This window comes from Sphingobium sp. OAS761 (assembly GCF_024168485.1).
In the GTDB taxonomy this organism is placed as follows: domain Bacteria; phylum Pseudomonadota; class Alphaproteobacteria; order Sphingomonadales; family Sphingomonadaceae; genus Sphingobium.
On the sequence record NZ_JALJVY010000010.1, the window covers coordinates 62,361 to 87,450 of the forward strand.

Consider the following 25,090-nt stretch of genomic DNA (forward strand, 5'->3'; position numbering starts at 1 on the left):
ACTTGACCCCGCGCCTGTTGTGACTGAGCGCGATGACGATGAAAAGACTCTTATTTTCCGTCTATTGCTCCTCTCGCGCCAGCAAGGTTCGCTTGCGCTCCACGCCCCAGGCATAGCCACCCATGCCGCCGTCTCCACGCACGACACGGTGGCAGGGGATCACTATGGCCAGATGGTTGCTCCCGCAGGCCGTGCCGGCGGCGCGCACCGCGCCGGGTCGTCCGGTTGCCGCCGCTATGTCGCCATAGCTGCGCGTTTCGCCAGGCGGGATCGCGCGCAGCGCCGCCCAGATCGCCTGCTGGAAGGCGGTGCCGCCCACATCGACCGGCAAGTCAGCGCCCGCCGCCGGATTTTCCACCAGCGCGGCGACGGCACCCGCCAGCGCATCCAGCGCCGCATCCGCCGGTTGCAGGTCCGCATGGGGGAAACGGGAGCGCAGGTCCGCCCCGCCCTCGTCGAAGCTGATCCGGCACAATCCCTTGTCAGTCGCCGCGACCAGTATCGGCCCCAGGCTGGTGGAGATGATGCACCAGCGGATGCGAACGCCGCGCCCCCCGTCCTTCCATGCGCTGGGCGTCATGCCCAGATGCCGTGCCGCATCGGCATAGGCGCGGCTGGGCGCGTTATAGCCCGCCTCGTAGATCGCGGCGGTGACGCTGCCACCCTCGCTCAGCGCGTCCTTCAGCCTTTCGGTGCGGATCGCGCGGGCGAATGCGGCGGGAGTCAGGCCGGTTTCGCGCTTGAACAGGCGGTGGAAATGATGGGGCGCATAGCCGACATGAGCGGCCAGCGCTTCCAGCCGCGGAGCATCCTCCGCCGCCTCGATCAGGGCGACCGCCGCCTGCACCGCCTGCCGGTCGCGTCCCTGTTCGTCGGGGCGACAGCGCAGGCAGGCGCGATAGCCCGCGGCCCGCGCCGCCGTGCCGTCCGGCAGGAAGCGCATATTGTCCCGCCTTGGGTGGCGCGCGGGGCAACTGGGCTTGCAATAGATGCCCGTGGTCGACACGCAGCCCACGAACCGCCCATCCATCGTCCGGTCGCGGCGTAGGAATGCCTGCCAGCAAGTGTCCGGGTCCGGCATCGGCGGCGTGGAGGAGGGCGCAAGGCGGGTCATCTGGTTCATGCAATATGGGCTAGACCGGATGCCAAGGCCATGCTTCCCGTGTCTTGCTGTCAAAAGGATTCACCTTTTCCTGATTGCGCTTGCTCCGCCTTTCAATATCTATGCGCGACCTATGGTCGCCCTGCTTCGTCGCCTCGCCCTGCTGATCGCGCTGATCGCGCCAGCCATCGTCCATGCCGAACAGCAGGATATCGCCGCCGCCGCGCGCGGGGTGGTGCGCGTCGTGCTGGTCGCGACCGACGGGACCGATGCCTATTTCGTGGGCCATGGCAGCGGCTTCGCGGTCGCGCCCGACAAGATCCTGACCAACGCCCATGTCGTCGAACTGGCACGCGAGGAGAAGAATCTCGTCATCGGCATCATCCCGTCTGAAGGGACGAAGACCTATGGCGGGCGCATTATGGCCTATTCGCCTGGCAACGACCTTGCCCTCGTGAAGCTGGACGAGGGAAGCCTGCCGGTCAGCACATTCTACGCCGGCGCGATCGGCGACGGGCAGCATGTCACGGCCATCGGCTATCCCGGCACGGTCGACCGCGCGCAGGGCCTGGGCCTCAAGCAACTGGTGGAGCCCCTGGCTACCGTAAAGACCAGTGGCACCGTCTCTTCCGGCCGGGCCAGCCGGAATTTCGAAACGGTGCTCCACACCGCCCCCCTTGCCGCCGGCAACAGCGGCGGTCCGCTGGTCGACGATTGCGGCCGGGTGCTGGGCGTCAACAGCTTCGGGTCGGTCTCGGACGGCAACGACGCGGAATTCGGCTTCGCCGTGTCATGGCGTGAGATCGCCTCCTTCCTGCGACAGGCGGGCGTTTCCTCGCTGCACAGCGTCGTTCCCTGCCGCTCCATCGCGGAAGCGGACGCCGCAGAAGCGGCCATTACCCAGCGCGAGGCCCAGGCGAGCGAGCAGAAGAACCGCGCCAGTGCTGACGCGCGCGAACAAGCTGTGGGACGCGCACGCGACGCCGCCGAACGCGAAGTCATCACCGCACGCGAAAATGCAATGGCGGGCGCAGCGGTGCTGCTCGCCCTCGCGGTGCTCGGCCTCGGCGCGGGCGGCCTGTTCTACAGCCAGGGCCGCGAACGGCATGCGACATGGTTTCTGGCCGGCGGCGGCATATTCCTGTTCGCGGCGCTAGGCCTGTTCTTCCTGAAACCCAGCTTCGCCAGCGTCGACGAGCGCGTGAAATTGCCTGAGGACAAGAGCATCGTGGGGAACGGCGCCTTTGCCTGGGATGGCGACAATGTTTGCAAGGTCGACCAGAATCGCAGTCGCCTCACCGTGTCCCAGCCCAGCGATATCGGCTTTGGCTGGGCGGAGGGCGGCTGCGTCGATGGCGATACGCAATATATATCCGTTGGCCAGCAATGGGCGCGCACCCTCGTCCCGGCCGACGGCAATTTCGTGTCGAAAAGCCAGTTCGATCCCGCCACAGGCATTCTGCGTGTCCAGCGCTGGCTGCCCGATCTCGGCACGATGGACAAGATCCGCGCCCTGGCGAAGGACAAAGAGACAAAGGGATGCGGCGCCGACACGGACCGGTTGACCCGTATCGCGGGACTGGAATCTGACATCGGCGCGTTGCTGACCGCCCAACCCAACGAACGCATAGTATATCATTGCCAGAAAGGCCGGCTTGCCCCCGCCGATGCGGCCGGATAACCGATTCGCCAGGCGAAAGCAGACGGTCAAATCTCCGCAATTTAAGACTATCGACGGAATCGTGTCACATGACTTGCATAGTCATAAGGTGACTGCTAACCGGCCGGGCAACAGGGGTTCGGGACGGCATCAGACCGGGCCCTCTATTTGCATGACCGGCAATCAGATGGAGGACGGTAAGCGCGTGGAGACTACCGGCGGTATTCAGGCCAGCCTCAGCGGCCGCTATGCGGTGGCGCTGTTCGAACTGGCCCGCGACGCGAGCGCACTCGACGCGGTGGCGGAAAGCCTGGCCGCGCTGAAGGCGGCGCTGGGCGAATCGCGCGACCTGCGTGACCTCATCAACAGCCCTGTTCTGAGCCGGGACGCAGCCGGCAAGACGATTGCCGCCGTTGCATCTTCCATGGGCCTTGATGCACTCACGGCGAATTTCCTGGGTGTGCTGGCGCAGAACAGGCGCCTCGCGCAGCTTCCCGCCGTCATCCGCGCCTATGAAACGCTATTGTCCAATCATCGGGGCGAAGCCCGCGCCGAAGTGACCAGCGCGCGTCCGCTCACCAAGACCCAGATCACCGCCCTCGCCAAGAGCCTGAAGGCACGCGTGGGGCGCGACGTCGCGGTCGATGCGAAGGTCGACCCGGCGATCCTGGGCGGGCTGGTCGTCAAGATCGGCAGCCAGATGATCGACAGTTCCATCCGTACCCGACTGAACTCGCTCGCCACGGCGATGAAAGGCTAAGAAGGCTTAATCATGGATATCAACGCCGCAGAAATTTCGAAGGTCATCAAGGACCAGATCGCCAATTTTGGCACCGAAGCGCAGGTCAGCGAAGTCGGGTCCGTGCTGACCGTGGGTGACGGCATTGCCCGCGTCCATGGCCTCGACAACGTCCAGGCGGGCGAAATGGTCGAGTTCGCCAACGGCGTGCAGGGCATGGCGCTGAACCTGGAAGCCGACAATGTCGGCGTCGTGATCTTCGGCTCGGACGCCGAAATCAAGGAAGGCGACACCGTCAAGCGCACCGGCACCATCGTCGACGTCCCCGTCGGCAGGGGCCTGCTTGGCCGTGTGGTCGACGGCCTCGGCAACCCGATCGACGGCAAGGGCCCGATCCAGTACACCGAGCGCAAGCGCGTGGAAGTCAAGGCGCCGGGCATCATCCCCCGCAAGTCGGTGCACGAACCTGTGCAGACCGGCCTCAAGGCGATCGACGCCCTCGTCCCCGTCGGCCGTGGCCAGCGCGAGCTGATCATCGGTGACCGCCAGACCGGCAAGACCGCCGTCGCGATCGACACCTTCATCAACCAGAAGGGCATCAACGCGGGCGATGACGAGAGCAAGAAGCTCTACTGCATCTACGTCGCGATCGGCCAGAAGCGCTCTACCGTCGCGCAGATCGTCAAGCAGCTCGAGGAAAATGGCGCGATGGAATATTCCATCGTCGTCGCCGCGACCGCGTCCGAGCCCGCTCCGCTCCAGTATCTGGCGCCCTATACCGGCGTCACCATGGGCGAATTCTTCCGCGACAACGGCATGCACGCCGTGATCGTCTATGACGATCTTTCCAAGCAGGCCGTCGCCTATCGCCAGATGTCGCTGCTGCTGCGTCGTCCTCCGGGCCGTGAAGCCTATCCGGGCGACGTTTTCTACCTGCACAGCCGCCTGCTGGAGCGTGCCGCGAAGATGAACGACGCCAACGGCGCAGGCTCGCTGACCGCGCTGCCGATCATCGAAACGCAGGCGGGCGACGTGTCGGCCTATATCCCGACCAACGTGATCTCGATCACCGACGGCCAGATCTTCCTCGAAACCAACCTCTTCTATCAGGGCATCCGTCCGGCCATTAACGTCGGCCTGTCGGTGTCGCGCGTCGGCTCCGCCGCGCAGACCAAGGCGATGAAGAAGGTGTCGGGCTCGATCAAGCTGGAGCTGGCGCAGTATCGCGAAATGGCGGCCTTCGCCCAGTTCGGTTCGGACCTCGATGCGTCGACCCAGAAGCTGCTGAACCGCGGCGCGCGTCTGACCGAGCTGCTGAAGCAGGCCCAGTTCTCGCCGCTGCCCTTCGAGGAGCAGACCGCGTCGATCTTCGCGGGCACCAACGGCTATCTGGACAATGTCGCGGTCAAGGACGTGACGCGCTATGAAGAGCTGATGCTCGCCTATCTGCGCCACGACCATGCCGATATTCTGGCTGCCATCCGTGACAGCAAGGATCTTGGCGACGATGCCAAGGGCAAGCTGAAGACCGCGCTCGACAGCTTCGGCAAGACCTTCGCTTGATATATGTGACGCGCCGTCCCGGCCGGTCCGGGACGGCGACTTGAAGGGTTCGAAATGGCCAGCCTCAAGGAACTGAAGATCCGCATCGGGTCGGTGAAATCGACCCAGAAGATCACCAAGGCGAAGCAGATGGTCGCCGCCGCGAAGCTGCGCAAGGCGCAGGCCGCTGCGGAAGCGGCCCGCCCCTATTCGGGTCGCTTGGAAGCGGTCGTCGCCAGCCTGGCGTCGAAGATCGCGGGCGGATCGGGCGAAGGCGCTTCGCCGCTGCTTGCCGGCACCGGCAAGGATGACGTCCATCTGCTGGTCGTCGCCAATTCCGACCGTGGCCTTGCCGGCGCGTTCAACGCCAACATCGTGAAGGCAGCGCTTGCCAAGGCACGCGCGCTGGAACTGGACGGAAAGAAGGTGCAGTTCTACCTGATCGGTCGCAAGGGCCGCCCGGTGATCAACCGCACCTATCCCGGCAAGATCGTGGCGCAATATGACACCACTGGCGTCAAGGAACCCGGCTTCAATCAGGCGCAGGCGATCGCGCATGAGCTGACCGACATGTATCTGAACGGCAAGTTCGACGTCGCGCATCTCTTCTATTCGCGCTTCAAGTCGGCGCTGGCGCAGATCCCGACCGAACAGCAGATCATCCCGGTGAAGATCCCGGCCGACGCCGACCGCAACGCCATCGGCGCGACGGTGGAATATGAGCCGAACGAGGAAGCGATCCTGGACGACCTGCTGCCGCGCAACGTGACGGTGCAAATCTTCAAGGCGCTGCTGGAAAACAACGCATCCGAACAGGGCGCGTCGATGACCGCCATGGACAATGCGACCCGCAACGCCGGCGACCTCATCAACAAGCTGACCATCCAGTATAACCGCAGCCGTCAGGCCGCGATCACCACCGAACTGGTCGAAATCATCTCGGGCGCGGAGGCGCTTTGACCCTATTCGTCATGCCAGCGAAGGCTGGCATCTCAGGCGGATGGGCAGGACATTGAGGCACGAGACCCCAGCCGTCGCTGGGGTGACGGCCGAGAGACGAAGAAGGCAAGGAAACGAAGTCATGGCAACCACCAACAATGTAGGCCGCATTTCGCAGGTCATCGGCGCTGTCGTCGACGTGACCTTCCCCGATGCGCTCCCGTCGATCCTGTCGGCACTGGAAACCAGCAACAACGGCCAGCGGCTGGTGCTGGAAGTCGCCCAGCATCTGGGTGAAAACACCGTCCGCACCATCGCGATGGACTCGACCGACGGTCTGACCCGCGGGCAGGAAGTGACAGACACCGGCGCGCAGATCAGCGTTCCCGTCGGCCCGGCCACGCTCGGCCGCATCCTGAACGTCGTGGGCGAGCCGATCGACGAGCGCGGCCCGGTCATGACAGAGCTCAAGTCGCCGATCCACGCCAAGGCTCCCGAGTTCGTCGACCAGTCGACCGAAAGCTCGATCCTGGTCACCGGCATCAAGGTCATCGACCTGCTCGCCCCCTATGCCAAGGGCGGCAAGATCGGCCTGTTCGGCGGCGCGGGCGTCGGCAAGACCGTGCTGATCCAGGAACTGATCAACAACATCGCCAAGGGCCATGGCGGCACCTCGGTCTTCGCGGGCGTGGGCGAGCGGACCCGCGAGGGCAACGACCTCTATCACGAATTCCTCGACGCCGGGGTCATCGCCAAGGATGCCGACGGCAATGCCATCTCCGAAGGCTCCAAGGTTGCGCTGGTCTATGGCCAGATGAACGAGCCCCCGGGCGCCCGCGCCCGCGTCGCGCTGTCGGGCCTGACCATCGCGGAATATTTCCGCGACGTCGAAAATCAGGACGTGCTGTTCTTCGTCGACAACATCTTCCGCTTCACCCAGGCGGGCGCGGAAGTGTCCGCTCTGCTCGGCCGTATTCCCTCGGCCGTGGGCTATCAGCCGACCCTGTCGACCGACATGGGCCAGTTGCAGGAGCGCATCACCTCCACCAACAAGGGGTCGATCACCTCGGTGCAGGCCGTGTACGTTCCCGCGGACGATCTTACCGATCCGGCGCCGGCGACCAGCTTCGCGCACTTGGACGCGACGACCGTTCTCAACCGCGCCATTTCGGAACTGGGCATCTATCCGGCGGTCGATCCGCTCGACTCCACCAGCCGCGTTCTGGAGCCGCGCACCGTGGGTCAGGAACATTATGACACCGCCCGCGCCGTCCAGTCGATCCTGCAGAAGTACAAGTCGTTGCAGGACATCATCGCCATTCTGGGCATGGACGAGCTGTCCGAAGAGGACAAGCTCACCGTCGCCCGCGCGCGCAAGATCCAGAAGTTCCTGTCGCAGCCCTTCCACGTCGCCGAAGTCTTCACCGGCATCAGCGGCAAGTTCGTCCAGATCGAGGACACGGTGAAGTCGTTCAAGGCTGTGGTCGAAGGCGAATATGACCATCTGCCCGAAAACGCCTTCTACATGGTCGGCGGCATCGACGAGGCGATCGAGAAGGCCAAGAAACTGGCCGCCGAAGCCGCATAAGACGACACTCTCCCCTCCCCGTCCACGGGGAGGGACAAGGAAACGGACATGGCACTGCATTTCGAACTCGTGACCCCCGAAAAGCTCTTCCGGTCGGAAGAGGTCTATCAGGTGGTTGTCCCCGGCACCGACGGCGACTTCGGCGTGCTGGAAGGCCATGCGCCCTTCATGTCGACGGTGCGCGACGGCGCCATCCAGATTTTCACCAGCGCCGGCTCGGCCCCGGAAGTCATTCCGGTTCAGGGCGGCTTTGCCGAAGTGAATGAAAAGGGCCTCACCGTTCTCGCCGAAAAGGCGGGCTGAGGCATCGTTTCGCCCTTCGCGCAGGGCGAAGGGAAGACGGAATGAAAGGGGCGCTTTTCGCGCCCCTTTTTCTTTGCCATGAGGCCTGGGACATGATCGCGCCCGCCGCCCCTTCGCCGCCCGCCGGCCGCTTGACCGGCGGCATGCTGCTCGCGTTTCTCACTGCCTGGCTCGGCTTCGACCAGTTGCTGCTTTGGTGCTTCCTCGGCCTGCCGTCATGGGCCTGCGGACTGGGCCTGGTCCTGTTGGCCGGTCTGTGCGTCTGGGTGGCCCGGGTTGCCCGTCCGCTTCGCGGCCCCACGCCCGGCGCGCTGCTGCTCTGCCTCGCCGTCGCTTTCATCCTTATGCTTCTGGGTGGCGAGGGGCGCTTTTTCTACGCCAATATCGACTGGCAGGTGCGCTTCGCCGTGATGCGCGACATGAGCGTCAACCCCTGGCCGTTCGTCTATACCGTTCGCGCCACGCCCGACTTGCTGCGGGCGCCGATCGGCATGTTCCTGGTCCCGGCGGCGACGGCCAAGATCGCCGGTCTGCGCGGTGCCGACATCGCGCTGCTGGTCCAGAACAGCCTGCTCATCGGCATCCTGCTCGCGCTCGGCTCCGCGCTGTTCGACAGCCGCCGGGCGAAGCTGACCGCCCTTGCCGTCATCCTAGCTTTCAGCGGCCTCGACGCGCTTGGCCGCTTGCTGTTTCGCGGCGGCCTGTCCGACCATCTCGAAAACTGGGCATTCCTGCAATATAGCTCCACCGTCACCCTGGCCTTCTGGGTGCCGCAACATGCGCTGGCAGGCTGGGCGGGGGCGCTCGGTTTCCTGTTGTGGCGGACGGGAAAATTGCCGCTTGGCCCCTGTCTGGTGCTGCTACCGCTGACCGCGCTCTGGTCACCGCTCGGGCTCATGGGTGCCATGCCCTTTGCGGCACTGGCCGGATTGCGAGCCCTGCTTGCCCGCGCCATCCGGCCGCCCGATATTGCCTTGCCCGCCCTGTCGACCCTGCTGTGCCTGCCCGGGCTGCTTTATCTGGGCGCGGCGGGCGACGGCGTCGGCGCGCGACTGATGGCGGTGGCGCCGTTGCAATGGGGGCTGTTCGAACTGCTGGAGGTGCTGGTCTATGTCGTGCCGCTCCTCCTGCTTGCCCGGCCGCGTCTTGGACGCGACACGCTGGCGCTGCTGACGATATGGCTGCTGGCCATCCCGTTCGTCCAGGTCGGCTGGTCGATCGACTTCATGATGCGCGGTTCCGTGACCGCGCTCACCATATTGGCGGTCATGGTCGCGGACGCGCTGGTCATCGATGCTCGCGCGCGCCTGTGGCTGGTCGCACCGCTTTTGATCGGGTCGATCACCGGCCTTTACGAAATTCGCCGTGCCTTCGCGCATCCGCCCGCGCCGCAGGTGCGGTGCAGCTTCTTCAAGGCGTGGGACCAGAGCTTCTGGTTCACGCCCAAGGACAGCTATCTTGCCCCTATCGGCCGTGTGCCTGCCCCGATCCGTCCCGCCGATCCGGCACGGGTCAGCCCGGCGGAACCCGCGCGCTGCTGGGACGGTCACTGGTATCACCCCAACGAGCGATATATCTAATGTAGTGGATTTGAATTACGCCACATGATGGCGGTTAGTCGGGGAGCGTATTTCAACTCCGTAAACCACACTAAAATCATGTATTTGCTAGGCGCGCAGTCGTTCGACCCCGGCCACAGGCTGGGCCGCGCCGTCCTCCGGCGCCTTGGCCAGCACATAGAGCGGGCGCTGCCGCACCTCGCGGGCCACCCGGCCCAGATATTCGCCGATGATGCCCAGGCTCAGCAGGTTGAGGCCGCCCAGCATCAACACCGCGACCATGATCGAGGCATAGCCCGGCACGTCGACCCCCGTGACCATTGTGCGGACCACCAGCCAGGCGGCATAGGCCATCGCCATCAGCGCTACCGCGCCCCCGACATAGGACCAGATGCGCAGGGGCATGGTGGTCGATGCGGTGATGCCGTCGATTGCCAGCGACCATAGCTTGCCAAGCCGCCATTTCGTGACGCCGGCCTCTCGCGGCGCGCGGGCATAATCCACCGTCGCGACGCGGAAGCCGATCCAGGAAAACAGACCCTTGTTGAAACGGGCCTGTTCGCCGAGCTGCTTGACAACATCCACCGCCTGCCGGTCGAGCAGCCGGAAATCGCCCACATTCTCGGGAATGGGATAGTCGGACAGCCGGTTCAGGAGGCGATAGAATCCACGCGCGCTCCAGCGCTTGAACCAGCCGTCGCTGGAACGGTCGACGCGGCGGGCATTGACCACCTGCGCCCCGGCCAGCCATGCCTGCACCAGGTCGACGATAACCTCGGGAGGGTCCTGAAGGTCGACATCGATCGGGATGACCGCATCGCCGGTCGCATGGTCGATCCCGGCCGCCAAGGCTGCTTCCTTGCCGAAATTGCGCGACAGCGACAGATAGCGCACATCCGGATTGAGACGGGAGAGGATGGCGAGGATGTCGGCGGTCCTGTCCGTGCTGCCGTCGTCGACGAACAGATAATCCGCGCGCGCGCCCGGTCCGATCAGCGCCAGCGCCCGGTCGACCGCGGGCCGCGCAGCGTCCAGGAAAAGCGACAGGCCCTCCTGTTCGTTATAGACCGGAATGACAATCGATACGGTCCGCATGACGCGTCCAGCTTCTCCTGGAAAACCCACGCTCCGCTATCGCGTCCAATGGTTAACGGACGGTAAGCGGGCCAGGCGCGCTCATTGTTCCTTTACCATGATCTGGCATCGGTGCCGTGATGGCCGCCCCCTCCCCATTGCGCAGTCCCGCCTGCCTGCTGACCCTGCTGGCACTCGCGCTGATGCTGCCTGCCATGCTGTGGGGACCGGGCACAACCCATTCCTATCAATATAATATGCTGTGGACGCAGCATTTCGGCGAGCAGATGGCGGCGGGCCACCTGTATGAACGCTGGTTACCCAGCAGCTTCGAAGGGCTGGGCAGCCCGACCTTCTATTTCTATCCCCCCTTCGCCTACTGGATCGCCGGCGCGTTCCGGGCCGCCGGTATCGGCCTGTTCGCAGCGATTAATCTCACGGGCTTCGTCCTGCTGGCGGCATCCGGCCTGTCGATGCATCGCTGGCTGGCGTCGCGCGGCACGCGACCGCTGCTGGGTGCCGCGCTCTATATGATCGCGCCCTATCATCTCTACGACATCTATGTGCGCGGCGCACTTGCGGAGGCCGCAGCCTTCGTCTGGCTGCCCCTGATCGCGCTGGCCATCGATCGCCTGCCTGAACGGCGCGGCGCCCTGCTGCTCGCCTGTGCCTATGCCGGGCTGCTGGTCAGCCATCTGCCGCTGGCGATGCTGACGGGCCTCTTCCTGATCGTGCCGATGATCGGGCGCCGGCTGTGGCATGGCGGACGGGTGCTGCCGTCGGCTGCCACGGCCGGAGCCATGGCTTTTGCCCTCGCCGCCTTCTACCTGCCGCCTGCCCTGACGCTTCAGGACCATGTCTCCACCGCGATGCTGTGGGGTGCGGACTATCGCGCCACCGACTGGTCGGTCTGGAACGCCAGCTTCGAACTGTTCCCGTGCCTGGCGATCGGGTGCATATTGCTGGCCTGGACCGGCAGGCGCGGATTCTGGGGGCTGGTCGCGATCCTGACCGCGCTCGGGTCGATCCGCCTCATCCCGTTCCTCTGGGACGTACCGATCCTCGACAAGGTGCAGTTTCCCTGGCGCGCCTTCGCCCTGGCAGAGTTTGCCACCGTGACGGCCTTGATGGCGGCGCGTCCGCGTCCTGCCCTGTCGATCGGCGCGGCTGTGTTGCTGTGCTTTCCCTATGCATTCGGCGCTTTTCAGACAGCTGCCTTCCTGCGTCGCCCGGTCGACCGGGCCATGGTGATGCGCATCGCCCCGGATGCCCCGGAATATCTGCCGCAAGGCTTCGACCTGTCGAGCGTGCGCAGCGACAACCACTGGACCGACCTGAGCCGCTGGCGCGCGCTGCCGCGCGGCAATGCCGTCGTCGTGACGCGCCCCGGCCCCGTGACACTCGGCCGGGGCGCCTTCCCCATCTGGCAGGTGAGCCGCGACGGCCGGCCGGTCGCCAGCACCGGACCGCTGATCCATTTCATGGCGCAACCCGGCCTGTATCGGATCGAACGCCGCCGCCTGTGGCAGGAAAGCACCGGTGCGGCGGCCAGCGTCGCTGCCGCGCTGTTGCTCATCCTGTGGACAGCGATGCACCGCATTAGCCTTTTGTCAAAGTTTCCAGCCTATTCACCTTTTTCAGCCCTTTCTGGCCGTGCCCTTTCGGGCGGACGGCCGCGACATATCGGCGGAGAATTATGAGCGCCTTTGGACGGAAGAATGGACCTGCGGGGATGAAGCCTGGCTTCGGCGTGGCACGACCGATGCACGGTGGCGGCGCCACAGAGGAGGCGCGCGGCGGCGAGCAGTTCCCGCCGCTCGACATCGCATCCTTGCCGGGCGAAACGCCGTTCGATCCGCTGTCCGCGCCCACGGGCCAGATGCAGCGCAACGCCGACGCCATGGCGCGCCTGTCCGACCGCGCCAATGCCGAACATGTGCCCGATGCCGGGCCGCAGGGCTTCGAAGCATCGGTTCACAAGATCAAGGAGCAGGTTCTCCCCCGCCTGCTGGAACGCGTCGATCCCGAAGCGGCCGCAACGCTGACCAAGGATGAACTGGCGGAAGAATTCCGCCCGATCATCATGGAAGTGCTGGCGGAACTGAAGCTGACCCTCAACCGCCGCGAACAATTTGCGCTGGAAAAGGTGCTGGTCGACGAATTGCTGGGCCTTGGTCCGTTGGAGGAATTGCTGAGCGATCCCGACGTGACCGACATCATGGTGAACGGCCCGGAGCAGACCTATATCGAAAAGAAGGGCAAGCTCCAGATCGCGCCGATCAAGTTCCGCGACGAGGAACATCTGTTCCAGATCGCCCAGCGCATCGTGAACAAGGTCGGCCGCCGCGTCGACCAGACGACCCCGCTGGCCGACGCCCGCCTGCCCGACGGCTCTCGCGTCAACGTCATCGTTCCGCCGCTGTCGCTGCGCGGCACCGCCATCTCGATCCGTAAATTTTCCGCCAAGCCGATCACCATCGACATGCTCGCCCAATGGGGCGCCATGAGCCCCAAGATGGCGACGGCGCTCAAGATTGCGGGCGCCTGCCGGTTCAACATCGTGATTTCAGGCGGCACCGGTTCGGGCAAGACGACGATGCTCAACGCCCTGTCGAAGATGATCGATCCGGGCGAGCGCGTGCTGACCATCGAGGACGCGGCCGAACTGCGCCTGCAACAGCCGCACTGGCTGCCGCTGGAAACGCGTCCGCCCAACCTGGAGGGGCAAGGCGCGATCACCATCGGCGACCTCGTCAAGAACGCGCTGCGTATGCGCCCGGACCGCATCATCCTGGGCGAAATTCGTGGCGCGGAATGTTTCGACCTGCTTGCCGCGATGAACACCGGCCATGACGGCTCCATGTGCACGCTGCACGCCAACTCCCCGCGCGAGTGCCTTGGCCGTATGGAAAACATGATCCTGATGGGCGACATCAAAATCCCCAAGGAAGCGATTTCCAAGCAGATCGCCGACTCGGTCGACCTGATCGTGCAGGTGAAGCGCCTGCGCGACGGGTCGCGCCGCGTCACCAACGTCACCGAAGTCATCGGCATGGAGGGCGACGTCATCGTTACGCAGGAATTGTTCAAGTTCGAATATCATGACGAAGATGACAGCGGTAAGATTGTGGGCGAATATCGCTCCATGGGCCTGCGCCCCTATACGCTGGACAAGGCGCGGATGTTCGGGTTCGACCAGCCTTTCCTGGAAGCCTGCCTGTAAAATCCCTTTGTAACTTTATGTTGCTGGCGGGGCCGACGCCCCGCCACCCCCCTTGCGCCGCCGAAGCCGCCAAGGCACACCCGCCTCTCCCCCCAGGAGAGAGGATTCCCATGCGCCGTCTCGCCCCGTTCACCCTTGCCCTCATGGGCCTTGCAATCCCGTCCGTTCCGCTGCTTGCCCAGCATCAGGGACATATGGACCACAGCCAGGCCGGCGACCCGCTGGCCACCGCAATCGCCAATCCCACGCGCAAACCCGCCAATGTCGCCCGTGACGTCTACCGCCATCCGGCCGAAACGCTCGCCTTCTTCGGTGTCACACCGATGCAGACAGTGGTCGAATATGCCCCGAGCGGCGGCTGGTACACGGAAATTCTCGCCCCTCTGGTGCGCGGTCACGGCACCTTTTACGCCTTGCAGCCCAGCGGCAACTACATGGAAGGCTACAAGAACTTCCTGGCGTCCGACCCCGTCTACGACCAGGTCAAGCTGGTCGCCTATCCCGAGGAAACCGCCAGCATTCCCGCCGGCAGCGTCGATACCGTGCTGACGTTCCGCAATGTCCACAACATGGTGATGGGCGGCACCGAAGCTGCAACGTTCAAGGCATTTTTCGATATGCTCAAGCCCGGCGGCACATTGGGTATCGTCGACCACCGTCTGCCCGAAGACCGCGACAGCGCCCTTGAGAAAAAGAGCGGCTATCTCAAAGTGTCGACCATTCGCGCCATCGCGCAGGCGGCGGGCTTCGAATATGTCGGCGCTTCGGAAGTCAACGCCAACCCGAAGGATACGGCGGATTGGGAAAAGGGCGTGTGGACGCTGCCGCCGACGCTGCGACACAAGGATGTCGACAAGGACAAATATCTGGCGGTCGGCGAAAGCGACCGGATGACGCTCAAATTTCGCAAGCCCGCCGCTTAAGAACAATAAGCGCTGTACTTGAACTGGCGACGAAGCGGGTTAAGGCGAGCGGGTGAATTCAAAATCCCGCCCGCATCGCCCGCTCCTCGCCATTGCCCTTCGTCTCGTCGCCGTTCTGTGCATGGCGATTATGTTCGTGACGGTCCGGCTTGCCGCGGAACGGGGCGTGCATCTGGTCGAATCGCTGTTCTATCGGCAGCTGTTCGCCGTGCCCGTCGTCCTGGGCTGGATCGCCATGACCGGCGGCCTGCGGACGATGCGCACCGACCGCATAAGCACCCATATCAGCCGTACCGTCATCGGCCTGTCGGCCATGGCATTGAATTTCCTGTCCTATATCCTGCTGCCGCCGGCCGAGGCTACCACCATCGGCTTCACGATGCCGATCTTCGGCGTCGTCCTGTCGGCCCTGATATTGAAGGAGGAGACCGGGCCGCATCGCTGGGCAGCGGTCATGGCCGGCTTTGTCGGCGTGCTGGTCATGGTCCGGCCCGATGCCGGCCACTTCCCGCTGTCCGGCGTGAGCGTCGCCTTCATCGCCGCCTTCATGACCGCCGGCGTCAGCCTGCTGCTGCGTGAACTGAGCCGGACCGAACATGCGGGCGTCATCGTGTTCTGGTTCACGCTGCTGTCGCTGCCCCCTCTCGGCATAGCAATGCTTTTCTTCGGACAGTTGCATGATCTTCATACCTGGCTGTTGCTGGCGCTACTGGGCACCGTGGGCGGCATCGCCCAGTTTTGCCTGACCTCCGCCCTGCGATGGGCGCCGGTGTCGACCGTCCTGCCGATGGATTACAGCTCGATCATCTGGACCACGCTGTTGGGCTGGATGATCTGGGGCATATGGCCGCTGGCAACGACATGGGTCGGCGCGGCCCTCATCGTGGCGAGCGGCCTGTACATCGCCTGGCGCGAGCATATGCGGGCCAGGCGCCCGGTCGTCACCTCGGCGGTGCCGCCGCAGGACTGATCCGGCACGCCGAAATTCCCGGCCCCGAAGGAGGAACTCCCGCGCGCGCACCTTGTTGCAACAGAAGGAGCAACAGAACGCAGGAGAGTGGCATGATCGACATGACAACGGACAACCACGGCGACCTGATCGCGTCGGACCGGGTGGAAGGCACGGCCGTATATAACCGCCAGGGCGATCACCTGGGCAAGATCGCCAATTTCATGGTGGAGAAACGATCGGGCCAGGTCCGCTATGCGGTGATGGCGTTCGGCGGCTTTCTGGGCCTGGGGAACGACCATTATCCCCTGCCCTGGTCGATCCTGACCTACGATACCGACAAGGGCGGCTATGTCGTCGACCTCGACAAGCAACTGCTGGACGATGCACCCCGCCACGCGCCTGACGGCCGGCCGGACTATGACGACAGCTATGGCCGCAACGTCTATCAATATTATGGCCAGATCTATCCCTGGTAAGTCGGCAAACGGATCGCGGTAAAGGGGGCGTGCATCACAGGATGCGCGCCCCTTTTTTCCGTCGGTCGAACACGCGGCACAATCCGTCGCTTGCCGTTTGTCTACTTAATAGGTAGATTTATAAGTGACTCGTCTCAAGGAGGATCGAATCATGGATCGATTTCATACCGAACATCAGCCCCTGGTGCTGACGGTTCCCGGTCTCGACAATAGCGGACCCGGCCATTGGCAAAGCCTGTGGGAAGAAACGCGTCTCGATTGCCACAGGGTCGACCTGGGCCGCTGGCACAATCCCAATCGCAATGCCTGGGTCACTAGGCTGGACGCGGCCATCCGCCAGATTGACGGGCCGGTCATCCTTGCCGCGCACAGCCTGGGTTGCATCGCCGTCGCCTGGTGGGGTGCGCTGCAGAACCAGGCCTATGGCTGGCCGGTGGTTGGCGCATTGCTGGTTGCGCCGCCGGATTGCGACCGGTCGGAAACGCCAGACAGCATCGGCGGCTTCGGTCCGATCCCGCGATCGCACCTCCCCTTCCCGTCCATATTGGTCGCCAGCCGGGACGACCCCTATATCTTCTTCGAACGGGCACACAGTCTCGGCAAATATTGGGGCAGTAGCTTTGTCGATGCCGGTCATTGCGGACATATCAACGCTGCATCCGATCTTGGCGAGTGGGCTTTCGGCCAGCAATTGCTCGAACGGCTGATCGCGCAGGACCAGCGGTCCCTGTCACGCGATCCGGCGGCACGCAGCGCCATGCACTGGGCCGCACCTGCCCGTGCCGCGTCCCGGACCGCGCATCCCTGAACCGCCGCGGGTGGGACAAGTTCAACTTGACCGCCCATTATTTATCCTTTTTTGTCTATTTATTTAGTTGAGATAAAGCGAAGCGAAGGGAGACACGGTATGACCGATCATAGAATAGAATATTTGCGAAACGGTCGATCGGACGGCCATCGCGCGGACATCGGCGCCTGTCTGGACAAGGTGCGGGACGTGCTGGACGGCCTGCGTTTCGGCGCCATCACCCTTACCGTCCATGATGCACGGGTGGTGCAGATCGACGTCACCGAAAAAACCCGCCTTTCCGCCTGACACGGGCGCGGCGACACCGATCAAGCAGGGACCGCATCTGCGGTCGCGCGGCCAGGGGGGCGGCCGCGCGCTAAGCCTGACATTCCCATATCATCGGCTTTGACCGGACCGCCGGAAATGCCGCGATCATCAACTACCGGACAGCCGGAAAGGGACCTGTCAATGATTGCGCGTTTTCTGCTGCTCGCGACCGTCGCGAGCACATCCTTCGTCGCGCCTGCCTTCGCGCAGGCGCCCGCCGACCAACAGCCCGCGGATCAGCAGGCCGAATCGGGCACCGACATCGTCGGGGGTGCCATCGTCGTCACGGCACGCCGCCGCGCCGAAGCTTTGCAGGACGTTCCGCTGGCCGTGTCGGTGCTCAACAGCGAAGCGCTGGAGCAGACCGGCAGCTATAACATCCAGCGGCTCACACAATTGCAGCCGACCCTGCAATTCTATTCCACCAACCCGCGCAACAGTTCGATCAACATTCGCGGCATCGGCGCCCCGCTGGGCCTTACCAACGACGGCATCGAACAGGGCGTGGGCATCTATATCGACCAGGTCTATTACAACCGGGTCGCGGCCGCGACGCTGGACTTCGTGGACATAGAGCAGGTGGAAGTGCTGCGCGGACCGCAGGGCACGCTATACGGCAAGAACACCACCGCCGGCGCGATCAACATAACCACCCGTGCGCCCAGCTTCAGCTATGAGGGGAAGGCGGAGATTTCCGTCGGCAACCTCAACTTCAAACAGGCGAAGGCCACGGTGTCCGGGCCGATCACCGACCGGCTGGCGATCCGCATCGGTGCGTCGGTGACGGACCGGCAGGGCACGATCTACAATGTGGCCACGAACCGGCACGTCAACAGCCAGGATTTCCTGGGCCTGAAGGGATCGCTGCTGTGGAAGGCGACAGACACGCTCTCCATCACGCTGGCGGGCGACTATAATCTTCAGAACCCGGTCTGCTGCGCGCAAATCTATGCCGGCTACGGTCCGACGCAGCGCGCCACCAATCGGCAATATCCCGCGTTGAGCGCCGCGCTCGGCTATCAGGTGCCGAGCACGGACCCGTATGATCGGCTGACCGACCTCGACGCGCCGCTCAAGGCCCGCAACGAGATGGGCGGGGCATCGCTGCGCGCCGAATGGGACCTGGGCACCGGCACGCTGACATCCGTGTCGGCCTATCGCTACTGGGACTGGCGTCCGTCGAACGATCGGGACTTCACCGGGCTGGACGTCACCACAAAATCGCAGAACCCCACCCAGCAGAAGCAGTGGACTCAGGAACTGCGTTACGCGCAGGAAGGCGACGCCATCGACTTCGTGGCCGGCGCCTTCGCGTTCCACCAGACAATCCACACGACCGGCAGCCAGGTACAGGGCGCCGATGCAAGTGCCTGGCTGCTCAACCCGACCAGCCCGCTGTCCAGTATCCCGGCGGTGCTGGAAGGGCTTACCGCGGACAACGACATCCGGCTCAGGAACAGCAGCGCCGCCCTGTTCGGACAGTTGACCTGGCACGTCACCGACCGGTTCGATATCCAGCCCGGCCTGCGGCTCAATTATGACAGGAAGCAGGGCAGCTATGCGTCGGTCGTGACCGGCACGGCATCCGACGGCACGCGGCAGAGCGTCAGCTTCGCCAGCACCGATCCCTGGATCGTTGCCCAGCGCGGCGTGCTGGCACCACAGGCGTTCAACGCGAAATTCAGCGACTGGAACCTGTCCGGGGACATAACCGCGTCCTACAAGGTCAGCGACGACATTCTGGCCTACGCCACCTTCGCCCGGGCTTTCAAATCGGGGGGGATCAACCTGAACGGCGTGCCGCTCGATGCCACGGGGAATCCGCAGCTGAATGTCGCGACGGTGAAACCGGAAAAGGTCAACCATTTCGAGGTCGGCCTGAAAACCCAGTTCTGGGACAAGCGCGCGACGCTCAACCTCACCGGCTTCTGGACCGAGATTTCCGACTATCAGGCGATCGTGAACAACGGCCAGAACAGTGTCCTGCGCGGTTATCTGGCCAATGCCGACAAGGTGCGGGTGCGCGGCATAGAGACGGAATTCTCGATCCGTCCGTCCGACCGGGTCAACGCCTATGCCAGTGGCGCCTGGACTGACCCGAAATATGTCAAATTCAGCAATGCGCCCTGCCCGCCCGAACTGTCGGGCGGATCGGCCAGTCCGGCCACGTGCGACATTTCCGGACGGATCTTGCCGGGCGTTTCCAAATGGGCCTTGTCCTACGGCGTCGAATTCAATGTGCCGACCGCGCTGCTGGGCGGCGACGGGCAATTCTACATTGGCTGGGACGGCAGCTACCGTTCCTCCTTCTCCTCCAATGCCTCCCCCTCGGCCTACATGAATATCAAGGGTTACAGCCTCGCCAATCTGCGGCTGGGCTTTCGCAATGACGACGGCTTCAACATTTACGGCTGGGTCCGCAACCTGTTCGACCGGAATTACATGGAAGTGCTCGCCACCACCCCCGGAAACACCGGCCTAATCGCGGGCCAGCCCGGCGATCCGCGCACATACGGCCTGACCATCAAGGCCGATTTCTGACGAGGCTCCCCCCGTGGACGTGCTCCCCCCACGTCCACACCCGAAAGGTGGCGGCGCGGCGCAACCATGCCGCGCCGCCACCGCTGGCATTTGCGCCTTGTTGCGCGCTGCGGTAGAGCACGTTCCATGTCCACCACCTTCACGCTCGACACCGCGACCAGCCGCGCCAATCCCACGCCCGCGCCGATGAAGCGCCTGACCGTGCCCGCCATCCAGCGTCGGAAATTCGAGGGGCAAACGGGCGAACCGCTGGTGATGCTGACGGCCTATACGGCGCGGCAGGCGCAACTGCTCGATCCGCATTGCGATATGCTGCTGGTCGGAGATTCGCTGGGGCAGGTCATCTACGGCCTGCCTTCGACCCTTCCCGTGACCCTGGACATGATGATCGCCCATGGCGCCGCGGTGGTGCGCGGCAGCTATCACAGCCTGGTCATCATCGACATGCCGTTCGGCAGCTATGAAGCATCCCCGCAGCAGGCTTTCGCCAGCGCCAGCCGGATCATGGCGGAAACCGGCGCCGCCGCCGTCAAGCTCGAAGGCGGGCAGGCCATGGCCGAAACCATCGCTTTTCTCAGCCAGCGCGGCATTCCGGTGATGGCGCATGTCGGGCTGACGCCGCAGGCGGTGAATGCGCTCGGCGGCTATGGCGCGCGCGGCAAGAGCCAGCAGGAACATGCCAAGATCATCGCCGATGCCCGCGCCGTCGCCGACGCCGGTGCATTCGCCATGGTGCTGGAAGGCGTGATGGAAGAACTGGCGGATGCGCTGACCGCCAGCGTCGACGTGCCGGTGATCGGTATCGGCGCGTCGGCCCGATGCGACGGGCAGGTGCTGGTAACGGAAGATATGCTGGGCATGTTCGAACGCGTGCCGCGCTTCGTCAAGCGGTTCGAAAATATCGCGGAAACGATCGACTCCGCCGCCGCGCGTTACGCCGCCGACGTGCGCGCCCGTGCCTTTCCGACCGACGATCAGGTCTATCGCCCGAAAAAGTGATTTGCCTGTGGCATAAGCGCCGCTATTGATCGCGCCTTCTGTCCGACGTTCCTTTTTTCGGAGAATAGCGTGGCCCTGACGCCGCAAAACAGCGAGGCCTTCATGCGGGAGGTCGACGACGCGGTCCGCCAGGACCAGCTTCTGACCTTCTGGGAGCGCTATGGCCGCTGGCTGGCCATGCTGCTGGTGCTGATGCTGCTGGCGTTCGGCGGCTGGCTCTACTGGCAGCATTACAGCAGGACGCAGTCGGAAGCCGTTTCCGAAACCGCCGATACGGTGCTGGATGCAGCCATGGGCGGCGGGACACCCGATGCCAAGCAGATCGATGTCCTGTCGCAGGCCAGCCAGCCCGGCTATCGCGCGACTGCCGCCCTGGTGAAGGCAGGCATCGCCGCCCGCAAGGGCGATGCCAAGGCGGCGGCCGCCGCCTATGGCGCCATGGCCGCCGACACGAAGCTGGACCAGCCCTATCGCGACCTGGCTCTGATCCGTCAGACCGCGCTCGAATATGACAGCCTGAAGCCGCAGCAGGTTGTCGACCGGCTGAAGCCGCTGGCGGTCGAAGGCGCGCCATGGTTCGGCAGCGCGGGGGAACTGGTCGCGCTCGCCTACATGAAAATGGGCAAGAAGGACCTTGCAGGCCCGATGTTCGCCGCCATGGCGAAAGACCAGAATGTGCCCCAGACGATCCGTTCACGCGCGCGTCAGATGGCGGGCGTCATGGGGATAGATGCGGTCGAGATCGCGACCGAAGAGCCGACCGAAGGGTGAATTAAGCGGATGGGGATGGACAGCATGAAGAGCTTCACGCCGCTTGGCCGCGCGCTTACCATGGCAACCATGGTCGCGTTGCTGGCCGGTTGCGGTATCATCGGCGGCAAGAAGGGCGGCCCGAAAACGCCCGTGGTCGGCAACCGCGTTTCGATCCTGAGCAACGAGCGCGGGATCGAGGTCGACCCGGCGCTGGCCGACGTGCCGGTCAGCCTGCCCGCGCCCTATGTCGATGAGGCCTGGTCGCAACCGGGCGGCGATTCGTCAAAGGCAATCGGCCATGTCTCGCTGGGCGGTTCGCCTTCGCAGGTCTGGAGCGCGTCGATCGAGGGCAGTTCGCCCCGCGCGCGCCTGGCGGCATCGCCCGTCATCGCCGGCGGCAAGCTGTATGTCATCGATGCAGGTGCCCATGTCCTTGCGTTCGACGCGGCGAGCGGGTCGAAATTATGGCAGGCATCCCTGCCCGCCGAAGGCAATGGCCGCGCCCTGTTCGGCGGCGGCGTAAGCGTGCTTGGCGATCGGGTATTCGCCAGCACCGGTGTCGGCGATGTCGCGGCGCTGAATGCGGCGGATGGCACGATGCTCTGGAAAAAGCATCCGGGCGGCCCGCTGCGCGGTGCCCCCACGCTGGAAAACGGCCATGTCTATGTCATGAGCCAGGACAATCAGATTTTCGCGCTCAACCAGTCGGACGGCGAAACCCAGTGGACCGAAAGCGGCACGCTGCAAGCGACCGGCATCTTCGGCGTCGCCGCTCCGGCGGCGGCTCAAGGCACCGTCGTTGCCGGGTTCAGCTCGGGCGAAATCTACGCCTATCGCTACGAAAACGGGCGCAGCCTGTGGGGCGACGCGCTGTCGCGCACCAGCATCTCCACGGCGGTCGCAACCCTGACCGACATCGATGCCGATCCGGTGATCGACCGGGGCCGCGTGTTCGCCATCGGTCAGGGCGGCCGCATGGCGTCCTATGAACTGACCAGCGGCCAGCGCCTTTGGGAAATCAACATCGCCGGCATTTCCACCCCGTCGGTGGTGGGCGAATGGGTGTTCGCCGTCACCAGCGATGCCAAGCTGCTGTGCATCGCGCGCGCCACGGGCAAGATTCGCTGGATCAGCCAGCTCCGCCGCTGGCAGAAGGAAAAGAAGAAGGACAAGGCAATACGCTGGACCGGACCGGTGCTGGCCGGCGGTCGCCTGATCGTCGTGTCGACGCGCGGCGAGATGGTCTATGTCGATCCGGCGACCGGCAACGTCCAGGCGACGGTGGACATGGGCAAGTCGATGTCCCTGTCCCCGGTGGTAGCCAACAACATGCTCTATGTCCTGGCAGACGACGGGAAGCTGACCGCGTTCCGCTAAGGTCGCGATTTATGTTAGGCGTGCTCCTGCGGGGGCAGGACCCCGGTGCCGAGTTCGGGCCGGGCTCCTGCCTCCGCAGGAGCATTGCGTTTTTTTTGAAGTGGAAGGAAAATGGGCATGCTGCCCACGGTAGCGATCGTCGGACGACCCAATGTCGGCAAGTCCACCCTGTTCAACCGCCTGGTCGGGAAAAAGCTGGCACTGGTCGACGATCAGCCCGGCGTGACGCGCGACCGGCGCGAGGGGCAGGCCCATTTGCTGGGTCTCGACTTCACCATCATCGACACCGCCGGCTATGAGGATGAAGATCCGCAGTCGCTGCCCGGCCGTATGCGCCTCCAGACCGAAGCGGCCGTCGAACATGCGGACGTCGCCTTGTTCGTTATCGACGCGCGCGCCGGCATCACCCCGCTGGACGAGGAGATCGCCCGGTGGCTGCGGGCCGGAGACGCGCCGGTCGTGTTGATGGCCAACAAGGCAGAGGGCAGGGCCGGCGACGATGGCGTGATGGAGGCATTCGGCCTCGGACTGGGAGACCCTGTCCCCTTTTCCGCCGAACATGGCCAGGGCCTTGCGGACCTGTTCCAGGCGCTGCTGCCGCATATCGACCGCGATGACGAGGAGGTCGAGGAAGGGCTGTCGGACGACGACATCGAATCGGCGCCTCTCAAACTGGCCATCGTCGGCCGCCCCAATGCGGGGAAATCGACGCTGATCAACCGCTTGCTGGGCGAAAACCGTCTGCTGACCGGGCCGGAAGCCGGCATTACCCGCGACAGCATCGCCGTCGACTGGGCCTGGACAAGTCGCGACGGCGTGGAGCGTCCCGTGCGCCTGATCGATACGGCGGGGATGCGCAAGCGCGCGAAGGTGCAGGACAAGCTGGAAAAGCTGGCCGTTTCGGACGGCCTGAACGCCGTGAACTTTGCCGAGGTCGTCGTGCTGCTGCTCGATTCGACCCGGGGACTCGAAGCCCAGGACTTGCGCATCGCCGACAAGGTGCTGGAGGAAGGCCGCGCCCTGGTCGTGGCGCTGAACAAATGGGACACGGTGGAAAATGGATCGGCCCTGTATCAGGGCATCAAGCAGGCCCTGTCCGACGGGCTGGCGCAGGTGCGTGGCGTGCCGATCATGACCGTGTCCGCCGCAACCGGAAGAGGGCTGGACGATCTGGTCCATGTCGCCTTCGAAACCCGCACCGCCTGGTCGCAGCGCATCTCGACAGGCGTGCTCAATCGCTGGTTCGAACGCGCCCTTGAGGCCAACCCCCCTCCGGCTCCCGGCGGCAAGCGCATCAAGCTGCGCTACATCACCCAGAACAAGACGCGACCCCCGACGTTCGTGCTGTTCGGCACGCGTCTCGATGACCTGCCGGAGAGCTATCGCCGCTATCTGGTGAACGGCATTCGCAAGGAACTGGGCTTTGGCGCCGTTCCGGTGCGCCTGACGCTGCGCAGCGCCAAGAATCCCTATGGCAACAAATGAGGGGGACGCCTGGCCCGTGAATGCCCGGGGCATGAAGTGCCCCTGGCCTGCGCTGCGCGCCGCACGGGCCATGCGCAATCATCCGGCTGTCCTGGTGGAGGCGGACGACCCCGTGGCGCCGCGCGAACTGGAAGCGCTGGCTGGCCTGAATGGCTGGCAGTTCGAAAGTCCAGGCGGCGGGCGTTTCATTCTGCGCCGGAAAGAATGACAAAGATTGCAAGGGGCAACACTTTAACCCCGTGTTTACGTCCAGAGCCTATTTCTCTTATGGCATGGAAGGAGTGGCACGGGTGCCTCATCAACAGACCGAGCTGGTTAGCTGGAACGAGTTTGCACGGACCCGGTCCGAACTGGGATCGGCATTCTTGCGCATTCTGGGATATTTCCGCGAAGATGGCATAAAATCCATCGCCGCGGTCGAGGACGCTTTTCGCGCGCGGAACGCCGCTGCGCTTGTCACCCCTGCCCACACACTGAAAGGCGAATCGGCACAGTTCGGCGCGTTGCGGCTGAGCGCCATGGCCGAACAGATCGAAATGACGGCGCGGCGCTGCGTAGAAAGCCGGGAAGGGCCCGACGAACTGATCGAAACCGTGGTCGCGTTGCGCCCCTGCTTCACCGAAACCATGGCCATGCTCGATCGGGAAGCTAACCCGCTGGTGGCACGCCGGCCGACGACATTCGGCCGCCGCGCCGAAACACCGCCTGCCACATTTGGCCGGGCCGTCTGATCCAGTC

Annotated in this window: 23 protein-coding genes; 21 read left to right on the forward strand and 2 right to left on the reverse strand. The window is 64.5% G+C overall.

Annotated features, from left to right (window positions below; genetic code table 11):
• Positions 1 to 61: 61 nt before the first annotated feature.
• Positions 62 to 1,123 (reverse strand): bifunctional DNA-binding transcriptional regulator/O6-methylguanine-DNA methyltransferase Ada, encoded by a 1,062-nt coding sequence (ada, locus tag J3E64_RS14365; protein WP_253343710.1) that lies wholly within the window; start codon positions 1,121 to 1,123, stop codon positions 62 to 64.
• A 112-nt stretch (positions 1,124 to 1,235) separates the two neighbouring features.
• On the opposite strand from ada, the gene J3E64_RS14370 reads away from it, so the two are divergent.
• From J3E64_RS14370 to J3E64_RS14400, 7 genes are all read left to right on the forward strand, one after another.
• Positions 1,236 to 2,783, forward strand: coding sequence for a S1C family serine protease (locus J3E64_RS14370; RefSeq protein WP_253343711.1), 1,548 nt, complete (start codon positions 1,236 to 1,238; stop codon positions 2,781 to 2,783).
• 184 nt (positions 2,784 to 2,967) lie between these two features.
• Positions 2,968 to 3,522, forward strand: coding sequence for a F0F1 ATP synthase subunit delta (locus J3E64_RS14375; protein WP_253343827.1), 555 nt, complete (start codon positions 2,968 to 2,970; stop codon positions 3,520 to 3,522).
• A 12-nt stretch (positions 3,523 to 3,534) separates the two neighbouring features.
• On the forward strand, positions 3,535 to 5,064 hold the full coding sequence (atpA, locus tag J3E64_RS14380) for a F0F1 ATP synthase subunit alpha (protein WP_253343713.1): 1,530 nt from the start codon (positions 3,535 to 3,537) through the stop codon (positions 5,062 to 5,064).
• 54 nt (positions 5,065 to 5,118) lie between these two features.
• Positions 5,119 to 6,003 (forward strand): F0F1 ATP synthase subunit gamma, encoded by an 885-nt coding sequence (locus tag J3E64_RS14385; RefSeq protein ID WP_253343714.1) that lies wholly within the window; start codon positions 5,119 to 5,121, stop codon positions 6,001 to 6,003.
• 121 nt (positions 6,004 to 6,124) lie between these two features.
• Complete coding sequence (gene atpD, locus J3E64_RS14390; protein ID WP_253343716.1) at positions 6,125 to 7,570, forward strand: F0F1 ATP synthase subunit beta; 1,446 nt, start codon at positions 6,125 to 6,127, stop codon at positions 7,568 to 7,570.
• A 48-nt stretch (positions 7,571 to 7,618) separates the two neighbouring features.
• On the forward strand, positions 7,619 to 7,873 hold the full coding sequence (locus J3E64_RS14395) for an ATP synthase F1 subunit epsilon (protein WP_253343717.1): 255 nt from the start codon (positions 7,619 to 7,621) through the stop codon (positions 7,871 to 7,873).
• Positions 7,874 to 7,965: 92 nt separating this feature from the next.
• Positions 7,966 to 9,453: a hypothetical protein gene (locus J3E64_RS14400; RefSeq protein ID WP_253343719.1), complete on the forward strand. Its 1,488-nt coding sequence runs from the start codon at positions 7,966 to 7,968 to the stop codon at positions 9,451 to 9,453.
• An 87-nt stretch (positions 9,454 to 9,540) separates the two neighbouring features.
• Here J3E64_RS14400 and J3E64_RS14405 read toward each other — a convergent pair whose 3' ends face one another.
• Positions 9,541 to 10,527: a glycosyltransferase family 2 protein gene (locus tag J3E64_RS14405; protein ID WP_253343720.1), complete on the reverse strand. Its 987-nt coding sequence runs from the start codon at positions 10,525 to 10,527 to the stop codon at positions 9,541 to 9,543.
• A 119-nt stretch (positions 10,528 to 10,646) separates the two neighbouring features.
• Here J3E64_RS14405 and J3E64_RS14410 point away from each other — a divergent pair, with 119 nt between their 5' ends.
• From J3E64_RS14410 to J3E64_RS14475, 14 genes are all read left to right on the forward strand, one after another.
• On the forward strand, positions 10,647 to 12,206 hold the full coding sequence (locus J3E64_RS14410) for a YfhO family protein (protein WP_253343828.1): 1,560 nt from the start codon (positions 10,647 to 10,649) through the stop codon (positions 12,204 to 12,206).
• Positions 12,203 to 13,729, forward strand: a complete 1,527-nt coding sequence (locus tag J3E64_RS14415) for a CpaF family protein (protein ID WP_253343721.1) — start codon at positions 12,203 to 12,205, stop codon at positions 13,727 to 13,729. The genes J3E64_RS14410 and J3E64_RS14415 overlap by 4 nt, the downstream gene beginning before the upstream one ends.
• 110 nt (positions 13,730 to 13,839) lie before the next feature.
• Positions 13,840 to 14,652 carry a class I SAM-dependent methyltransferase gene (locus J3E64_RS14420; protein WP_253343722.1) on the forward strand — a complete coding sequence of 271 codons (813 nt, stop codon included), beginning with the start codon at positions 13,840 to 13,842 and terminating at the stop codon, positions 14,650 to 14,652.
• Positions 14,653 to 14,704: 52 nt separating this feature from the next.
• Positions 14,705 to 15,622, forward strand: a complete 918-nt coding sequence (locus tag J3E64_RS14425; protein WP_367398636.1) for a DMT family transporter — start codon at positions 14,705 to 14,707, stop codon at positions 15,620 to 15,622.
• A 92-nt stretch (positions 15,623 to 15,714) separates the two neighbouring features.
• Positions 15,715 to 16,080: a PRC-barrel domain-containing protein gene (locus tag J3E64_RS14430; protein ID WP_253343723.1), complete on the forward strand. Its 366-nt coding sequence runs from the start codon at positions 15,715 to 15,717 to the stop codon at positions 16,078 to 16,080.
• Positions 16,081 to 16,231: 151 nt separating this feature from the next.
• Entirely contained in the window at positions 16,232 to 16,888 is a 657-nt protein-coding gene (locus tag J3E64_RS14435; protein ID WP_253343724.1) for an alpha/beta hydrolase, read from the forward strand.
• A gap of 99 nt (positions 16,889 to 16,987) precedes the next feature.
• On the forward strand, positions 16,988 to 17,176 hold the full coding sequence (locus J3E64_RS14440; RefSeq protein WP_253343725.1) for a YezD family protein: 189 nt from the start codon (positions 16,988 to 16,990) through the stop codon (positions 17,174 to 17,176).
• Positions 17,177 to 17,338: 162 nt separating this feature from the next.
• The gene (locus J3E64_RS14445; RefSeq protein ID WP_253343726.1) at positions 17,339 to 19,738 is read left to right on the forward strand and encodes a TonB-dependent receptor; all 2,400 of its coding nucleotides are present in this window, start codon (positions 17,339 to 17,341) and stop codon (positions 19,736 to 19,738) included.
• 126 nt (positions 19,739 to 19,864) lie between these two features.
• On the forward strand, positions 19,865 to 20,737 hold the full coding sequence (gene panB / locus J3E64_RS14450; protein ID WP_253343727.1) for a 3-methyl-2-oxobutanoate hydroxymethyltransferase: 873 nt from the start codon (positions 19,865 to 19,867) through the stop codon (positions 20,735 to 20,737).
• Positions 20,738 to 20,806: 69 nt separating this feature from the next.
• Positions 20,807 to 21,508 carry a tetratricopeptide repeat protein gene (locus J3E64_RS14455; protein ID WP_253343728.1) on the forward strand — a complete coding sequence of 234 codons (702 nt, stop codon included), beginning with the start codon at positions 20,807 to 20,809 and terminating at the stop codon, positions 21,506 to 21,508.
• A 15-nt stretch (positions 21,509 to 21,523) separates the two neighbouring features.
• Positions 21,524 to 22,867, forward strand: coding sequence for a PQQ-binding-like beta-propeller repeat protein (locus J3E64_RS14460; protein ID WP_253343729.1), 1,344 nt, complete (start codon positions 21,524 to 21,526; stop codon positions 22,865 to 22,867).
• Positions 22,868 to 22,984: 117 nt separating this feature from the next.
• On the forward strand, positions 22,985 to 24,352 hold the full coding sequence (gene der / locus J3E64_RS14465) for a ribosome biogenesis GTPase Der (RefSeq protein WP_253343730.1): 1,368 nt from the start codon (positions 22,985 to 22,987) through the stop codon (positions 24,350 to 24,352).
• The gene (locus J3E64_RS14470) at positions 24,339 to 24,560 is read left to right on the forward strand and encodes a sulfurtransferase TusA family protein (RefSeq protein ID WP_301287296.1); all 222 of its coding nucleotides are present in this window, start codon (positions 24,339 to 24,341) and stop codon (positions 24,558 to 24,560) included. Before der ends, J3E64_RS14470 begins: the two co-directional genes overlap by 14 nt.
• An 82-nt stretch (positions 24,561 to 24,642) precedes the next feature.
• A complete protein-coding gene (locus tag J3E64_RS14475; RefSeq protein WP_253343732.1) occupies positions 24,643 to 25,083 on the forward strand; it encodes an Hpt domain-containing protein in 441 nt (146 codons plus the stop codon).
• The last annotated feature ends 7 nt before the right edge of the window (positions 25,084 to 25,090 follow it).

Bases quoted from the DNA above. Each gene is read 5' to 3' on its own strand.
- J3E64_RS14420 (WP_253343722.1), top strand. From the start codon at position 13,840: ATGCGCCGTCTCGCCCCGTTCACCCTTGCCCTCATGGGCCTTGCAATC.
- J3E64_RS14430 (WP_253343723.1), top strand. From the start codon at position 15,715: ATGATCGACATGACAACGGACAACCACGGCGACCTGATCGCGTCGGAC.
- der (WP_253343730.1), top strand. From the start codon at position 22,985: ATGCTGCCCACGGTAGCGATCGTCGGACGACCCAATGTCGGCAAGTCC.
- atpA (WP_253343713.1), top strand. From the start codon at position 3,535: ATGGATATCAACGCCGCAGAAATTTCGAAGGTCATCAAGGACCAGATC.
- atpD (WP_253343716.1), top strand. From the start codon at position 6,125: ATGGCAACCACCAACAATGTAGGCCGCATTTCGCAGGTCATCGGCGCT.
- J3E64_RS14395 (WP_253343717.1), top strand. From the start codon at position 7,619: ATGGCACTGCATTTCGAACTCGTGACCCCCGAAAAGCTCTTCCGGTCG.
- J3E64_RS14445 (WP_253343726.1), top strand. From the start codon at position 17,339: ATGATTGCGCGTTTTCTGCTGCTCGCGACCGTCGCGAGCACATCCTTC.
- J3E64_RS14385 (WP_253343714.1), top strand. From the start codon at position 5,119: ATGGCCAGCCTCAAGGAACTGAAGATCCGCATCGGGTCGGTGAAATCG.
- J3E64_RS14470 (WP_301287296.1), top strand. From the start codon at position 24,339: ATGGCAACAAATGAGGGGGACGCCTGGCCCGTGAATGCCCGGGGCATG.
- J3E64_RS14370 (WP_253343711.1), top strand. From the start codon at position 1,236: ATGGTCGCCCTGCTTCGTCGCCTCGCCCTGCTGATCGCGCTGATCGCG.
- ada (WP_253343710.1), bottom strand. From the start codon at position 1,123: ATGAACCAGATGACCCGCCTTGCGCCCTCCTCCACGCCGCCGATGCCG.
- J3E64_RS14435 (WP_253343724.1), top strand. From the start codon at position 16,232: ATGGATCGATTTCATACCGAACATCAGCCCCTGGTGCTGACGGTTCCC.
- J3E64_RS14440 (WP_253343725.1), top strand. From the start codon at position 16,988: ATGACCGATCATAGAATAGAATATTTGCGAAACGGTCGATCGGACGGC.
- J3E64_RS14400 (WP_253343719.1), top strand. From the start codon at position 7,966: ATGATCGCGCCCGCCGCCCCTTCGCCGCCCGCCGGCCGCTTGACCGGC.
- J3E64_RS14460 (WP_253343729.1), top strand. From the start codon at position 21,524: ATGGACAGCATGAAGAGCTTCACGCCGCTTGGCCGCGCGCTTACCATG.
- panB (WP_253343727.1), top strand. From the start codon at position 19,865: ATGTCCACCACCTTCACGCTCGACACCGCGACCAGCCGCGCCAATCCC.
- J3E64_RS14415 (WP_253343721.1), top strand. From the start codon at position 12,203: ATGAGCGCCTTTGGACGGAAGAATGGACCTGCGGGGATGAAGCCTGGC.
- J3E64_RS14405 (WP_253343720.1), bottom strand. From the start codon at position 10,527: ATGCGGACCGTATCGATTGTCATTCCGGTCTATAACGAACAGGAGGGC.
- J3E64_RS14410 (WP_253343828.1), top strand. From the start codon at position 10,647: ATGGCCGCCCCCTCCCCATTGCGCAGTCCCGCCTGCCTGCTGACCCTG.